13 protein-coding genes and 1 riboswitch are annotated in these 14,315 nt (G+C 69.2%); of the genes, 4 read left to right on the forward strand and 9 right to left on the reverse strand.

Annotated features, from left to right (window positions below):
* The first annotated feature begins 490 nt into the window (after window positions 1-490).
* Window positions 491-1,372 (forward strand): GNAT family N-acetyltransferase, encoded by an 882-nt coding sequence (locus OHA72_RS05220; protein WP_327006702.1) that lies wholly within the window; start codon window positions 491-493, stop codon window positions 1,370-1,372.
* 142 nt (window positions 1,373-1,514) lie between these two features.
* On the opposite strand, the gene OHA72_RS05225 is transcribed toward OHA72_RS05220, so the two are convergent.
* Window positions 1,515-1,745: a hypothetical protein gene (locus OHA72_RS05225; protein ID WP_327006703.1), complete on the reverse strand. Its 231-nt coding sequence runs from the start codon at window positions 1,743-1,745 to the stop codon at window positions 1,515-1,517.
* A 91-nt stretch (window positions 1,746-1,836) separates the two neighbouring features.
* On the opposite strand from OHA72_RS05225, the gene OHA72_RS05230 reads away from it, so the two are divergent.
* Window positions 1,837-2,883 carry a dipeptidase gene (locus OHA72_RS05230; RefSeq protein WP_327006704.1) on the forward strand — a complete coding sequence of 349 codons (1,047 nt, stop codon included), beginning with the start codon at window positions 1,837-1,839 and terminating at the stop codon, window positions 2,881-2,883.
* Window positions 2,884-2,940: 57 nt separating this feature from the next.
* Here OHA72_RS05230 and groL read toward each other — a convergent pair whose 3' ends face one another.
* The 4 genes from groL to OHA72_RS05250 all read right to left on the reverse strand — a co-directional run bounded on the left by groL (window position 2,941) and on the right by OHA72_RS05250 (window position 8,468).
* On the reverse strand, window positions 2,941-4,563 hold the full coding sequence (groL, locus tag OHA72_RS05235) for a chaperonin GroEL (protein ID WP_327006705.1): 1,623 nt from the start codon (window positions 4,561-4,563) through the stop codon (window positions 2,941-2,943).
* 384 nt (window positions 4,564-4,947) lie between these two features.
* On the reverse strand, window positions 4,948-5,151 hold the full coding sequence (locus OHA72_RS05240; RefSeq protein WP_203848689.1) for a cold-shock protein: 204 nt from the start codon (window positions 5,149-5,151) through the stop codon (window positions 4,948-4,950).
* Window positions 5,152-5,443: 292 nt separating this feature from the next.
* Complete coding sequence (gene paaN / locus OHA72_RS05245) at window positions 5,444-7,117, reverse strand: phenylacetic acid degradation protein PaaN (protein ID WP_327006706.1); 1,674 nt, start codon at window positions 7,115-7,117, stop codon at window positions 5,444-5,446.
* Between the two features lie 94 nt (window positions 7,118-7,211).
* Window positions 7,212-8,468 carry an MFS transporter gene (locus OHA72_RS05250; RefSeq protein WP_327006707.1) on the reverse strand — a complete coding sequence of 419 codons (1,257 nt, stop codon included), beginning with the start codon at window positions 8,466-8,468 and terminating at the stop codon, window positions 7,212-7,214.
* Between the two features lie 51 nt (window positions 8,469-8,519).
* Between OHA72_RS05250 and OHA72_RS05255 the strand changes: the two genes are divergently transcribed.
* Complete coding sequence (locus OHA72_RS05255) at window positions 8,520-9,014, forward strand: ArsR/SmtB family transcription factor (RefSeq protein ID WP_327006708.1); 495 nt, start codon at window positions 8,520-8,522, stop codon at window positions 9,012-9,014.
* On the opposite strand, the gene OHA72_RS05260 is transcribed toward OHA72_RS05255, so the two are convergent.
* Both OHA72_RS05260 and thrC read right to left on the reverse strand, forming a co-directional pair.
* A complete protein-coding gene (locus tag OHA72_RS05260) occupies window positions 9,003-10,028 on the reverse strand; it encodes a GNAT family N-acetyltransferase (RefSeq protein ID WP_327006709.1) in 1,026 nt (341 codons plus the stop codon). The genes OHA72_RS05255 and OHA72_RS05260 overlap by 12 nt on opposite strands.
* Before the next feature lie 358 nt (window positions 10,029-10,386).
* A complete protein-coding gene (gene thrC / locus OHA72_RS05265) occupies window positions 10,387-11,655 on the reverse strand; it encodes a threonine synthase (protein WP_327006710.1) in 1,269 nt (422 codons plus the stop codon).
* Between the two features lie 10 nt (window positions 11,656-11,665).
* Window positions 11,666-11,804, reverse strand: a riboswitch (SAM riboswitch).
* A 107-nt stretch (window positions 11,805-11,911) separates the two neighbouring features.
* On the opposite strand from thrC, the gene OHA72_RS05270 reads away from it, so the two are divergent.
* Entirely contained in the window at window positions 11,912-12,832 is a 921-nt protein-coding gene (locus tag OHA72_RS05270) for a glucosyl-3-phosphoglycerate synthase (RefSeq protein WP_327006711.1), read from the forward strand.
* On the opposite strand, the gene OHA72_RS05275 is transcribed toward OHA72_RS05270, so the two are convergent.
* Window positions 12,829-13,083, reverse strand: a complete 255-nt coding sequence (locus tag OHA72_RS05275) for a hypothetical protein (protein WP_327006712.1) — start codon at window positions 13,081-13,083, stop codon at window positions 12,829-12,831. The genes OHA72_RS05270 and OHA72_RS05275 overlap by 4 nt on opposite strands.
* 724 nt (window positions 13,084-13,807) lie before the next feature.
* Window positions 13,808-14,302 (reverse strand): hypothetical protein, encoded by a 495-nt coding sequence (locus OHA72_RS05280; protein ID WP_327006713.1) that lies wholly within the window; start codon window positions 14,300-14,302, stop codon window positions 13,808-13,810.
* Between the last annotated feature and the right edge of the window lie 13 nt (window positions 14,303-14,315).

Below are 14,315 nucleotides of genomic sequence, written 5' to 3' on the forward strand. Positions count from 1 at the left end.
CGAACCACGACTCCGCCCACGATGACCCGGACCACCGTCGCGGGGGCGCCATCAGCCACGCGGGCCGCCGATCCCTCGATCCACGCCCGGATCAGGACTCGGCCGGCGACATCACTGACTGCGGCCCACCGCCCCACACCACCACTGGCTGCCACCCGCCCAGCCGTCGGGCAACTGGTCCGCCACCCGGCCGCCGCCGACAGCTCTGTCCGCTGCCCGAGTCGCCACGTCCGGGTGAGCCGCCGTTCCGGCGCACGGGTGCTGCAGATCCGCAGTCCGCCATTCGGTGATCATCAAAGCTTCGAGCGACCGACAATGGGCACGCTTGTCACGGACGCGGTCCAAGACGTGGCATCGCCCGGGTCAGCCATCGACTCTTATCACTTCCCTGTGGTCACGGAGACGGGCGTGCGCCAGAGGGCGGCGAGAGCCACGTTGCCAATGATCAAAGGTGCGCCAGGGGACGCTAACAGTTAGGTATCTTTACCAAATGATCGTTGATCGGGTGGATGAGCGTGAGGTGGTTCGGCTGTGTGCGGAGGCGTTGGAGCTGCCGGAGGACGCCGTAGAGGCCGGGGCGCTGGTGCGGCGGTTGGCGGCGCCGCCTGAAGGGCGGGTCACGGTGCGTCTCGCGGAGCTGGATGCGGACGGTGCGGTGGCCGGCGTGGTGCTCGGTTCGATCAGCGACGCCGATCCGCTCCTCGGGCACGTCGAGCTGCTCGCCGTGCGGCCCGATCAAAAGCGGAAAGGCATCGGCAGGGCGTTGCTGGCGGCGGCGGAGCGGCGGCTGGCAGATCTCGGCGCGCAGCGGGTCCGGATCGGCGGCAACCCGCCGTGCTACGTGTGGCCGGGCATCGACGTGCGGTACACGCCGGCGGTATGTCTCGCGCAGGCGGCCGGGTATGAGCGCACGGACACCGCCTGGAACATGACCGCGGACCTGACCCGGACCAGCCCGGCGGCCACAGCCGACGAGGAGCGGCTGGACGGCGCCGGGGTCAAGGTGATGCGTGCCGGGCCCGGCACGCCGGAGTGGGTGCGCGGGATCTGGGGCAACGGCTGGGCCTGGGAGGTCGCGCAGTCGCTGGGGCGTGACGGTGCCGGCTGCTGGGTGGCCGTGCGGGACGGCGAGATCCTGGGCTTCGCGGCGTACGGCGCCAACCGCCCCAGCTGGTTCGGCCCGATGGGCACCGCCCCATCAGCAGAAGGGCTCGGGGTCGGGCGGGTGCTGCTGCGGCGCTGCCTCGCGGACCAGGTCGCCGACGGGCACCGTACGGCGCAGATCGGCTGGGCGGGACCGATCGCGTTCTACTCGAAGACGGTCGGCGCGCGGCTCGAACGGATCTTCTGGATCTACACGAAGCAGCTGTGAACGCATGAAGGGCAGGCCATGGGTTCGCCACGGTCCTGCCCCGCACACGTCGCATCGGCACGCCTCGTGATCCCCCGTCATGCCACGGGCGGCCGATGCCGTCTTAAAAACCGGCCGGAAGCCGGGAAGCAAACCAGGACGCTCAGCGGTCGGGCTGGTTGGCGCGCTTGTCCTGCAGGCTGGTCTGCTGCTCCTGCTGGAGCTTCTTCGCCTGCATGGTGGCCGTGTTCGCGGTCGCCGACTGGCCCGCGACGTCCGCGTCCGGAGTGATGGTCATGTCGTCGGAAAGGTCCGGGTCCATGTAGCCGAGGTCGTCCTCGCTGCGGTGCATGCCGCGGCTGTCGAAGTTGCTGTTCTTCTTTGACTTGCCCATGGCTTTCCCCCTCGTGTAGGCCGCTCCCACCATATGAGGAGGCTTCACATGATGCGGGCAAAATCCACATTTCATCCCTACAGTCGGTGGGATGAGTGGTGCGATACCCGTCATCGACGGCCACAACGACCTGGCCTGGCGCATGCGGATGCGCGCGGAGGACCTGCACACCGACATCCCACGGCTCAGAAGCGGTGGCGTACGGGCGCAGTTCTGGTCCGTGTACGTCCCCGGCGGCGACCCCCAGTCCGCCGCGACCGTGAAGGTGCTCGAACAGATCGACCTGGTCCACCGGCTGATCGAGGCGAACCCCGGCGACCTCGCCCTCGCGACCACGGCCGGCGACGTCCAGCGGATCGCCGACAGCGGACGGATCGCGTCGCTGCTGGGCGCGGAGGGCGGGCACTGCCTCGACGACTCGCTCGGCGTGCTGCGCAGCCTGTACCGGCTGGGCGTGCGGTACCTCACCCTCACCCATGGCAGGAACACCGCCTGGGCGGACAGCGCGACCGACGAGCCCCGCGTCGGCGGGCTGTCGGCGTTCGGCGTGGAGGTCGTCCGCGAGCTCAACCGGCTCGGGATGATGGCCGACCTCTCGCACGTGGCGCCGTCGACGATGCACGCGGCGCTGGACGTGTCCACGGCGCCCGCGTTCTTCTCGCACTCCTCCGCGCGGGCGCTGTGCGACCACCCGCGCAACGTCCCCGACGACGTCCTGGCCCGCGTCCGCGACACCGGCGGCGTGGTGATGGTGACGTTCGTGCCGTTCTTCCTCAACGAGGCCTGCCGGCAGTGGGGCGACGAGCTGTACCGGGTGGAGGACACCATCCCGGCCGAGTACGGCTCGGCGGAGTTCGAGCGACTGCAGCGGGCGTGGATCGCGGCCAATCCGTGCCCGCCGTCGAGCGTGCGGGACGTCGCCGATCACGTGGAGCACGTGCGTGACGTCGCCGGCATCGGCGCGGTGGGGCTCGGCGGCGACTTCGACGGCACCGAGGTGCTGCCGGAGGGCCTGCACGACGTGTCGACGTACCCGGTGCTGTTCGACGAGTTGCGCGGCCGCGGCTGGTCCGACGCCGACCTGCGCAAGCTCGGCTGGGACAACACCTTGCGCGTCCTGAAGGACACCTGCGGCTGAAACACGACAAGAGGGGCAGACCCGAAGCGGGCCTGCCCCTCTCGAAGAGAACTGGACTCAGAAGTCCATGTCGCCGCCGCCGGGCGCACCCGCCGGCGCCGGGGTCTTCTCCGGCTTGTCCGCGACCACTGCCTCGGTGGTGAGGAAGAGCGCCGCGATGGAGGCGGCGTTCTGCAGAGCGGAGCGGGTGACCTTGGCCGGGTCGATGATGCCTTCGGCGAGGAGGTTCACGTAGTCGCCGGTGGCGGCGTTGAGGCCCCACCCGGCTTCCAGGTTGCGGACCTTCTCCACCACGACGCCGCCCTCGAGGCCGGCGTTGACCGCGATCTGGCGCAGCGGGGCGTCCAGGGCGACCTTGACGATGTTGGCGCCGGTGGCCTCGTCACCGACCAGGTCCAGCTTGTCGAACGCCGACTTGCCGGCCTGCACGAGCGCGACACCACCGCCGGGCACGATGCCCTCCTCGACGGCCGCCTTCGCGTTGCGCACGGCGTCCTCGATGCGGTGCTTGCGCTCCTTGAGCTCGACCTCGGTGGCCGCACCGACCTTGATCACCGCAACGCCACCGGCGAGCTTCGCCAGCCGCTCCTGCAGCTTCTCCCGGTCGTAGTCCGAGTCCGACTTCTCGATCTCGGCCCGGATCTGCGCCACCCGCCCGTTGATGCCGTCGGCGTCGCCGGAGCCCTCAACGATCGTGGTCTCGTCCTTGGTGATGACGACCTTGCGGGCCTTGCCCAGCAGGTCGACGGTCGCGTTCTCCAGCTTGAGACCGACGGTCTCGGAGATGACCTGACCACCGGTCAGGATCGCGATGTCGGTGAGCATCGCCTTGCGGCGGTCACCGAAGCCCGGGGCCTTGACGGCGACGGACTTGAACGTGCCACGGATCTTGTTCACGATCAGGGTCGCGAGAGCCTCGCCCTCGACGTCCTCGGAGATGATCGCGAGGGGCTTGCCGGACTGCATGACCTTCTCCAGCACCGGCAGGAGGTCCTTCACCGCGGAGATCTTCGACTCGACGATGAGGATGTAGGGGTCGTCGAGGACCGTCTCCATCCGCTCGGTGTCGGTGACGAAGTACGGCGAGATGTAGCCCTTGTCGAAGCGCATGCCCTCGGTGAGCTCCAGCTCCAGCCCGAAGGTGTTGCTCTCCTCGACGGTGATGACGCCTTCCTTGCCGACCTTGTCCATCGCCTCGGCGATGATCTCGCCGACCGTGGAGTCACCGGCGGAGATCGAGGCCGTGGAAGCGATCTGCTCCTTGGTCTCGACGTCCTTGGCAAGGTTGGCCAGCTCCGACGCGACAGACGCGACGGCAGCCTCGATGCCACGCTTCAGCGCCATCGGGTTGGCACCCGCGGCGACGTTGCGCAGACCTTCACGAACCAGCGCCTGGGCGAGGACGGTCGCGGTCGTCGTGCCGTCACCGGCGACGTCGTCCGTCTTCTTCGCGACCTCCTTGACCAGCTCGGCGCCGATCTTCTCGTAGGGGTCCTCGAGCTCGATCTCCTTGGCGATGCTCACACCATCGTTGGTGATGGTGGGCGCGCCCCACTTCTTCTCGAGGACGACGTTGCGGCCCTTGGGGCCCAGCGTCACCTTGACGGCGTCGGCGAGGGTGTTCATGCCCCGCTCGAGGCCGCGGCGCGCTTCCTCGTCGAACGCGATAATCTTGGCCATTCGGCGTTGTCCTCCTGGACACTCCGGTTACGCCTCGACCCACGTGGGGCCGGCGGCTCACCGCCTGCTTTCGCACCTTCAAGGACCCGGTGGGATCCCCGGTGGTCGGGCCGGATGAGCCCGCGACGACCAGCCCCTCGACGCTCCCGCGCCCAGGCGCTGCACCGCCCCGACCGTTGGCACTCACCTGACGCGAGTGCCAACTCCTGTTTAGCACTCTGCCCCGTCGAGTGCAAGCAAACCCGAGGTGACGACACGGGTGGTCGAAGCGCCCCAAGGCCGACAAACCAGGCATGAATGGTACGAACAATGCCGGAATAGACGCAGGGCACCGTTCCTCATAAATGAGAACGGTGCCCCGGCGGGGTGAATCCAGACGATGTCTCAGGCGAGATGACGAACCTTCTCCGCCTGCGGGCCCTTCTGGCCCTGCGCGATCTCGAACTCGACGCGCTGTCCGTCTTCCAGCGATTTGTAGCCATCCATCTCGATCGCCGAGAAGTGGACGAAGACGTCCTGCCCCCCGTCGACGGCGATGAAGCCATAGCCCTTTTCGCTGTTGAACCACTTGACGGTGCCCTGTGCCACGGTGCACTTCCTCTACTTCGGTCCCTCTTCGTCACTCCGGCTGGCTGTGGGGACCAGCCTTGAGGCCCTCGGCCGGCCACGCCGGGCCTGTGGGGTGGCACCGGCGCGAGGATCGACGACCGAAACGGACGGTACACGAGATAACCCGAGGCCCGACAGCCCCAAATCGGACAGCAAGGTCACGAATCATGCGCACACAAAAGGTTTCCGATGGGACCTTTGCGTGCCGCTTCTTGCCGGCGCAAACATCGCCAGTCGACTAAGCGCCGACAAGATGCCGACAAGGCCCCGACTACACGTGCCTGCGCGACTGCACCACGCGGAACCGGCTGGCCACGTACGCACCGTCAGTGAGCGCGGCATTGGCGGCAGGATTGGCGCCACTGGCATGGAAGTCCGAAAACGCCGCCGACTGGTTCACGAAGACACCGCCGGTAAGGTTGACTGACAAATGAACACTGGCCTGGAGTGCGGCCTCTTCCATCGCGTCCAGCACATCGGCAGACGTCGAATAGACCGAGGCGGTCAATGCGCCCTTCTTACCGACAGTGTCGGCGAAGATCCGCAAACTGCCCACCGTGGAATCGGTGGCGACAACGAACGAAATGGGACCGAACCACTCGGTGCCATAGGTGGCCGACGCATCCGCGTCGAGTCGCACGATGAGTGGCGTGCGGACGGTCGCGTTCTGAAATACCGGATGCGTAACGTCTGACGATTCCAGCACCACCGTGCCGAGCGTGCGGGCTTTCTCCAACCGGCGAAGGACGCCGTCATTGACGATGGCGCCGGAAAGCTCCACGCCCTTGGCCGGGTCGCGGGTCAGCGCGGCGACCGCGCCGGCGATCCCGGCGGCGACGTCGTCGAAGGAGCGATGGCCGTCCTCGGTGGCGATGCCGCCCTCGGGCACCAGCACGTTCTGTGGCGTCGTGCACATCTGGCCGGAGTACAGCAGCAGCGAGAAGCCGATGTTGCGGCACATGCCGGCGAAGTCGTCGGTCGAGTCGACGACGATCGTGTTGACCCCGGCCTTCTCGGTGTACACGGCGGCCTGCCGGGCGTTGTCCTCCAGCCAGTCGCCGAACTCCGTCGAGCCGGTGAAGTCGATGATGCGCACCTCGGGGCGCAACGCGAGGACCTTGGCCAGCCCCTCCCCCGGCGCCTCGGGCGCGAGGAGCACCAGGTTGGGGTCGAAGCCGGCGTCGGCGAGCACCTCACGGGCGATCTTGACAGTGATCGCGAGCGGCAGCACGGCACCGGGGTGCGGCTTGACCACGACGGGGTTGCCGGTGGCGAGGGACGCGAACAGGCCGGGGAAGGAGTTCCAGGTCGGGAACGTGTTGCAGCCGATCACCAGCGCGATGCCGCGGGGCACGATGTGGAAGGTCTTGCTCATCCGCAGCGGGTCGCCCTTGCCGGCCGGCTTCTCCCAGGTGGCGGTCGCCGGGGTGCGGGCCATCTCGCGGTACGCGTAGGCGATCGCCTCCAGCGCCCGGTCGAAGGCGTGCGGGGCGCCGGCCTGGAACGCCATGACGAACGCCTGACCGGTGGTCGCGTGCACGGCGTTGGCCAGCTCGAACGCGTTCGCGTGCAGCCGGGCGAGGATCTCCACGCAGACCCCGGCGCGGGTCTGCGGCCCGGCGTCGCGCCAGGCGGGCATCCCGGCCGCCGCGGCGGCGAGCAGGCCGTCGACGTCCAGGTGCGGATAGCGCACGTCGAGGGGGATGCCGAACGGCGAGGACTCGGTGGCGACCCAGTCGGTGATCGCCGGCTGGTCCTTGAGCGGGAAGTCGTTGCCGAGGTACGCACGGAAGGCAGCCTCACCGTCGGCCGCGGCGTGCTCGCCGTAGACGCGGGGGCTGGGCGACTCCGGGTACGCCGACCAGTACGCACGCTCGGCGATCGCGGTCAGCGCCCGCTCGAGGGTGTCGGTGTGGGTGGTGAACATGGGGTGTGAGTTCTCCATGCTGCCATCCTGCCATCTGGGAAGCGCCGACCTTGCGGTTGTGACCGGAAGCCGCGACTGGAACCACGCAACCTGTCACAACCGCAAGATCGGCCTACTTCCGCACCACTTCCGTGCCCGCGGAGGGTGCGGACGTCAACTCGCGGAGCTTCCGCAAGGGTGACAGAAGGATCGGCACCACGGATAGCAGCGATCCGGCACTGCCGACCCAGAGCGTCTCGTGGACACCGATCCAGTGGCCGAGCAGGCCGCCGACGAGCCCGCCGATCGGCATCGTGCCCCAGACGATGAACCGCATCGTGGCGTTCATCCGGCCGAGCAGGTCGTCGGGCGTGATCAGCTGCCGGAAGCTGACCTGGGTGACGTTGTAGACGACGACCCCGATGCCGAACACCACGTAACCGGGCGCGGCCAGCCACAGCCGCCAGTCGGCCTGGGCGAGCGGCACGAGCAGCAGGCCGAGCGACCCGCCGAGGATCGAGATCCACATCGTCGGGCCCTGGCCGAACCAGCGCACGAACGGCCCGACCAGGAACGCGCCGGCGAGCGCGCCGAGGCCGGTGACGCTGAACCACAACCCGATGACCGCCGGCGACAACGCCAGGTTCCGGGCGAGATAGATGATCAGCATCGCGTTCATGATCGAGCCGAAGAAGTTGCCGGTGCCCGTGCACATCGAGATGGCCCGCAGCAGCCGGTTGCCCAGGACGAACCGGAGGCCCTCCATGATCTCTCGGCCGAGGTGGGGGTCGGGCTTGCGGGTGGGCCGCTCCTCGATCTTGCGGATCCGCCACAGCGCCAGCGCCGAGACGAGGTAGCTGGCCGCGTCGGTGGCGATCGCCCAGGGCCCGCCGAGCAGCTTGACCAGGCCACCGGCGACCGTCGGGCCGGCGATCTGGGAGGTGGAGCGGACCATCTCGAGGCGCGCGTTGCCCTCGACCAGGTGCTCCTTGCCGACCAGGAACGGCAGGTAGCTCTGGTACGCCACGTCGAAGAAGACCGTGCACACCCCACAGAGCAGGCCCACCACGTACAGCTGCGGCATGTGCAGTTGATCCATCCACCATGCCAGCGGCACTGAGGCGAGCAGGGCGGCCCGCAGGACATCGGCCACGACCATCGTCCCGCGCCGGCGCAGCCGGTCGACCAGCGCCCCGGCGGGCAGCCCGACGAGCAGGAAGGCGGCGGTCTCGCACGCGGCCAGGACCCCGACCTCCAGCGCGGTCGCTTCCAGGGTGAGCACCGCGACCAATGGCAGTGCCAGCAGGGTCACCTGCGTGCCGACCTGGCTGATCGTGTCCGCGGTGAACAGCAGCCGGAAGTCGTGATCGCGGAGCAGCCCGAGTCTCACCAGCCCACTGTCGGTGACTGATTGGGAAAAGTCAATCAGTAGAATCGAACGATGCGGCGACCAGCTACCGACGCGGAGGCCAGGGCACTCGCCTCCGGCGTCCGCCTGCGCATCATCCGGCTCTGCCTGGACCGGGCGCTCACCAACAAGGAGATCGCCGAGCGGCTCGACGCCAACCCCGCCACCGTGCTGCACCACGTCCGGACGCTGGTCGCGACGGGTTTCCTGGTGCCACAGGAGGAGCGCCGCGGGCCGCGCGGGTCCCGCGAGGTGCCTTACCTCTCGACGCGCAAGTCCTGGCAGCTCGACGGCGGCGGCGCCGACCAGGCGATGCTGGAGGCCTTCCACCATGAGCTCGCGCTGCTGGAGGGCGAGACCGGGGCGGCCAACCTCGCCCGCCTCGGTCTGCGCCTCACGCCGGAGGAGTGGCAGGAACTGCAGGATCGCTTCCAGCTGCTGCTGGACGAATACGCCAACCGCGAAGGCACCGAGGGTAGGCCATATTCGATCTTCCTCGCCATGTACGAGGACCGCTCACGCGACTGATGCCTGCCAGTTCGCCCAGCGGTCCACCGCGCGGAACCCCATCGCCTCGTTGATCCCGATCATGTGGGCGTTGACCTCGGCGTTGAACGTGTCGATCACGCGTACCGCGGGCTCCTGCGCGCGCAGGGTCCGCAGGTTGACCACCTTGGCGATCATGCCGAGCCGGTGGCCGCGGTGCTCCGGGTGCACCAGCGTGATCAGCTGCCAGGCATGCCAGTCGATGGTCTTCGCGACCCGCATCGCGGTCCACGCGACGAGCCGGCCGGTCGCCTCGTGCACGATGCCGGTCTCGTACCGCCGGGCACCGTACTGCGCGCGCACCGCCGAACTCCGGCGGAGCCGGTCGGCGTCGATCTTCTCCGGCTCGTAGTCCAGGTCGCCGTTCGGGGTCTCCTCCATGAAGGAGCTGTCCAGCAGCGCCAGGTCCTCGATCAGCTCCTCCGGCGGGATGTTTCCCCACTGGACGCACCGGTAACCGGCCGCCTTCGGCCAGCTCTCGGCGAGCAGCCGGTCCAGCTCGACGTCGTCGGCGGTGGACAGGTCGAGCCGGCGGCGCACGTCGAGGAGCTTGTTCTCGTGGCCGATCGCGGCCGCGAACGGCGCCGAGGAGCCGATCGGCGCGCCGTCACGATCGGTGATCACGCTGAAGCCCATCACCGAGGTGCGGCCGCGGGCCAGCCCGAAGTCGACCGCGTGCCGGTACAGCGCCCGCCCGACGCCCTGGCGGCGGTGCTGCTTGAGCACCAGCACGTCGAGGATCGCCTTGTCGAGGTTGTCGTAGACCGGCAGGTCGACCTGGACGAGACCGGCCGGCTCCTCGCCGCGGTACGCCAGGAAGGTGTGCCGGTCGGCGCCCGGCATCGGCAGCCGGACCCGCACGTCGTGCTCGTGGCGGCAGATCGGCGGGAGGTCCGGCAGATCGGTGGCTATCGCTTCGTTACCGATGATGTAGGCCGCGTCGACCGCCGTCGGGTCATCGACGTCCAGCTCGACGATGCGCAGATCCTGACTCATGCCGCCAGGGTGGCCCACCGGCCGCCGGGCGACAACAGATATAACCCGGCCCGGAAATTGGTCGAGAGGACGCTCGCCAACACCTCCGGTGTTGTGGTCGCGGGCCTGGACCAGGGTCCGGGCCTCGCGGCGACACGTCCTCCCGCATCGAGCATCCTGGCGCGCGGTCCTGAGGTCGTCAAGTCCCTCGCGGGGTGGCTTCGAGACGCACGGCTTGACCGCGATCACAATGCGTCGCGGTCAACTCCGTCGATCGGATGAGTCGCCCCTCGTCCAAGCGTGGAAGCGCTCTCTCAAACGCAGCCGGACCAACACCGAGCGTCACCGTTGTGCGCCGGTTGCACAAAAAAATCAGCCATCAGCTCAAAAGGCCCGCCTCGCGCACGGACTTCAATGACGGCTTCACCCGGTGCGTCGGGCCGACCGTCCCGGCGACGGCGTCGAGGGTCTTCAGCCCGTCGCCGGTGTTGAAGACGACCGTCTCTTTCGACGGGTCGAGCTTGCCGGTCTCGACCAGCTTCTTCAGCACCGCCGCGGTGACCCCGCCGGCGGTCTCGGCGAACACCCCGGTGGTGCGGGCGAGCAGCTCGATGCCGGCGCGGATCTCGTCGTCGTCCACGTATTCCATCCAGCCGCCGGTCCGGCGCACCGACTCGAGCGCATAGACCCCCGCGGCCGGGTCGCCGATGTTGAGCGACTTGGCGATGCCCGTCGGCTTGACCGGCACGATCTCGTCGGTGCCCTTGTGCAGCGCGACCGCGATCGGGTTGCAGCCCGCGGACTGTGCCCCGAACACCGTCCACTCCGACGCCGGCACCAGCCCGATCTCGACCAGCTCACTGAACGCCTTGTCGATCTTCGTCAGCAGCTCGCCGCTGGCCATCGGGATGACGACCTGCGCCGGGATCCGCCAGCCGAGCTGCTCGGCCACCTCATACCCCAGCGTCTTGGAGCCCTCGGCGTAGAACGGCCGGACGTTGACGTTGACGAACGCGGTGTCCTCGAACTCGTCGGTCTCCGTCAGCTCCGAGCACAGCCGGTTGACGTCGTCGTAGGACCCCTCGATCGCGACGACCTGGCCACCGTAGACGGCGCTCATCACGACCTTGCCGGGCTCCAGGTCGGCCGGGATGAACACGGTCGAGGGCACCCCGGCCCGCGCGGCGTGCGCGGCGACCGAGTTGGCCAGGTTGCCGGTGGAGGCGCACGAGTAGCGGGTGAACCCCAGCGCCTTCGCCGCCGTCAACGCCACCGAGACGACCCGGTCCTTGAACGAGTGGGTCGGGTTGGCCGAGTCGTCCTTCACCCACAGCTGCCCGGTGATGCCGAGCGCCTTGGCCAGCAGGTCGGCCTTGACCAGCGGGGTCAGTCCCGGGTCGAGGGTGACGCGGCTGGCGGGGTCGGTGCCGACCGGCAGCAGCGGCGCATAGCGCCAGATGTTCTGCGGGCCCGCCTCGATCTGCTCCCGGGTGACCCGGCCGAGCGCCTCGGTGTCATAACCCACCTCAAGGGGGCCGAAACACTCGTAACAGGCGTGCTGCGCCGCGAGCGGGAACTGAGCGCCACAGCCACGGCAGACCAGGTGGCGGGCGGGAGAGTCGGTGAAGACGCTGAGCGTCGAGGTCATGGAGGCCTTCCTCTCATCTTCCCCAGGTGCATGGCCTTGCGCACCGGGACGGATTTGGCACCTACCGCGACCGGCCTCAGCATCGAGACGTGTCGCAGGGGTTGCCGGGGCTTCATCGGGCCGTATCCCTCTGCCCCTCTGGATGAGGTATTCAGTTGTGTCGTGCGCGTATGTCCTGCGTGTTTCAGTGTAAGGGCCGACACGGGCGGCGCCGTATGAGTCATCTCACGGGATGGACCTGACTACGGTTTCACTCATGCATCCCGACGCGGCGGCCTGGTTCGCCAAGCGCACCTCGACCTGGCGCGACTGGCCCCTCGCCGACCTCCGGCGCCGCAAGGGCGACACCCGCGTCAGCGTCGTGCTGCCCGCACTGGACGAGGAGCCGACCGTCGCCGAGATCGTCACCGGCGTGCGCACCCTCATCCCCCTCGTCGACGAGGTGATCGTCGTCGACTCCGGCTCCGTCGACCGCACCGCGGAGGTCGCCGGCCGGGCCGGCGCCACCGTCCACCACCGCGACGACATCCTCCCTGCGACAGGCTCCCGCCCCGGCAAGGGCGAGGTGCTGTGGAAGGCCCTCGCCGTCGCCACCGGCGACATCCTCGTCTACGTCGACGCCGACCTCACCGACTTCCGCCCGCACTTCGTCACCGGCCTGCTCGGCCCGCTGCTGGAGGACCCGGCCACCCTGATGGTGAAGGCCTTCTACGACCGCCCGCTGCTCGACGTCTCCGCCGCCGGCGGCGGCCGCGTCACCGAGCTCGCCGCCCGCCCCCTGCTCAACGCGTACTTCCCCGAACTGGCCGGCGTCGTGCAACCCCTCGCCGGCGAATACGCCGCCCGCCGCTCACTGCTGGAGTCCCTGCCCTTCGCGGCCGGCTACGGCGTCGAGACGGGCCTGCTCATCGACACCTACCGCACCGCCGGCCTCGACGCCATCGCCCAGGTCGACCTGGGCCAGCGCACCCACGGCCACCAGGACACCGCCGCCCTCGGCCGCATGGCCGCCACGATCCTGCACACCATCCACTCGCGCGTCTTCCCCGGCCACCCGTCGTGGCCGACCCTCACCCAGTTCGAACGCCACGACACCACGGTCACCCCTGCCGACCACGACATCGCCCACCCGGACCGCCCCCCGATGCGCACGATCCCCGGCTACCGCACTGCCTAGCCTTCAGGCGCTCGGTCCGCTTTTTCCTGCTCCGGTCCGCCGTGCGCACGGTCCGCCGCTCCCGTCAGCCACCGGTCGGCCGTGAACGGCCTCCCTGCCACCTCCGCGTGCAGTTGCGCCGCCGCGACCTGCGGCCGCGACAAACCCGCCGCCGCGACCTGCGGCCGCGACAAACCCGCAGCCGCCGGCCGGCCCGCATCCGCGGCCCGCTCGGCCACGGCCGCGCCGCAGTGATCGCCCACCACCGCCATGATCGAAGGCCCGCAACGGCCACCCGGACAACCAGTCCCATCCTTCGATCACCGACAGCGACCACCATCCCCGCGGCGTCGCCCGGCATCCCCGGCTCCCACCGTGATCGAAGTCGCGGACCGGCCACCCGGACAACCACCCGACGCCTTCGATCACCCGTCCACGATCAAAGAACCCAGCCCTGGGCCCGCGCCCGCCACCCACGGCCGCACGGAACAATGATCGCCCCGCGCCATGATCGAAGGACCGCGACGGCCACCCGGACGACCAGATCCATCCTTCGATCACCAGCGGAAGCGGGATGCCCGCCGTTCCGACCGCCGCAACGCGCAAGCACACGGCGGCCCGGCCGCCCCTCTGTGATCGAAGGACCGCAGCGGCCACCCCCGCGACCAGATCCATCCTTCGATCACCAGCGGAAGCAGGATGCCCGCCGTTCCGACCGCCGCAACGCGCAAGCACACGGCCGACCCGCCCGCCCCGTGATCAAAGGATCGCAGCGGCCACTCGGACGACCAGATCCGTCCTTCGATCACCAGCGGGAGCAGGATGATCGCCGTTCCGACCGCCGCAACGCGCGAGCACACGGCGGCCCGGCCCACCCCCGTGATCAAAGGACCGCAGCGGCCACCCCCGCGACCAGATCCATCCTTCGATCACCAGCAGGAACGAGATGATCGCCGTTCGACCGCTGCGACGCGCAGGCCGTTATCGAGGATGCGGTCAGCGCCAGGCTGCTGAGGGGGCGTCGGCCTCGGCGGGGGTGAACTGCCAAAGTGTCGACGTTGTGATGCCCGCGCCCAGCAAAGCGGTCCCGACCGCGGCCCACTCGGCGAGCAGCAGCCACGCCGGCGTGTCGATCAGGGCGGTCGGCGCGTCACCGGTGAGCGACGCGACCACGACCACCATCGCGACCAGCGAGAGCAGCACGAACGTCAGCACCACGGTCAGCCGTAGCGCCCAGTGCCCGAGCTTCCTGCCGGTGGCGAACAGCAGCGCGCAGACCAGCACCAGGGACCCGACCGCCGCGGCCGCGAACGCACCGATCAGGGTGAAGATCTGCGCGGTGAGCGCCTCGGCCGGGCCGTTCATCGCGTTGGACGACGGCTTGTAGCTGGTCCAAACGGCGATGTTGGCCTGGTCGTAGTAGAGAGTGCCCGACAGCGCGGCGAGGCCGAGGACGAGCAGCCACGCACCGCGGAGCGCCGAAGTTCGCATGGACCGGCACCCT

It is taken from the genome of Dactylosporangium sp. NBC_01737 (assembly GCF_035963215.1).
Taxonomy (GTDB): Bacteria; Actinomycetota; Actinomycetes; order Mycobacteriales; family Micromonosporaceae; genus Dactylosporangium.

Coding starts and splice junctions, on each gene's coding strand:
- OHA72_RS05225 (WP_327006703.1), bottom strand. CDS start 1,745: ATGGGCAAGTCAAAGAAGAACAGCAACTTCGACAGCCGCGGCATGCAC.
- OHA72_RS05255 (WP_327006708.1), top strand. CDS start 8,520: ATGCGGCGACCAGCTACCGACGCGGAGGCCAGGGCACTCGCCTCCGGC.
- OHA72_RS05280 (WP_327006713.1), bottom strand. CDS start 14,302: ATGCGAACTTCGGCGCTCCGCGGTGCGTGGCTGCTCGTCCTCGGCCTC.
- OHA72_RS05230 (WP_327006704.1), top strand. CDS start 1,837: ATGAGTGGTGCGATACCCGTCATCGACGGCCACAACGACCTGGCCTGG.
- OHA72_RS05270 (WP_327006711.1), top strand. CDS start 11,912: ATGCATCCCGACGCGGCGGCCTGGTTCGCCAAGCGCACCTCGACCTGG.
- OHA72_RS05260 (WP_327006709.1), bottom strand. CDS start 10,028: ATGAGTCAGGATCTGCGCATCGTCGAGCTGGACGTCGATGACCCGACG.
- groL (WP_327006705.1), bottom strand. CDS start 4,563: ATGGCCAAGATTATCGCGTTCGACGAGGAAGCGCGCCGCGGCCTCGAG.
- thrC (WP_327006710.1), bottom strand. CDS start 11,655: ATGACCTCGACGCTCAGCGTCTTCACCGACTCTCCCGCCCGCCACCTG.
- OHA72_RS05220 (WP_327006702.1), top strand. CDS start 491: ATGATCGTTGATCGGGTGGATGAGCGTGAGGTGGTTCGGCTGTGTGCG.
- OHA72_RS05275 (WP_327006712.1), bottom strand. CDS start 13,083: ATGGCGGTGGTGGGCGATCACTGCGGCGCGGCCGTGGCCGAGCGGGCC.
- paaN (WP_327006706.1), bottom strand. CDS start 7,117: ATGGAGAACTCACACCCCATGTTCACCACCCACACCGACACCCTCGAG.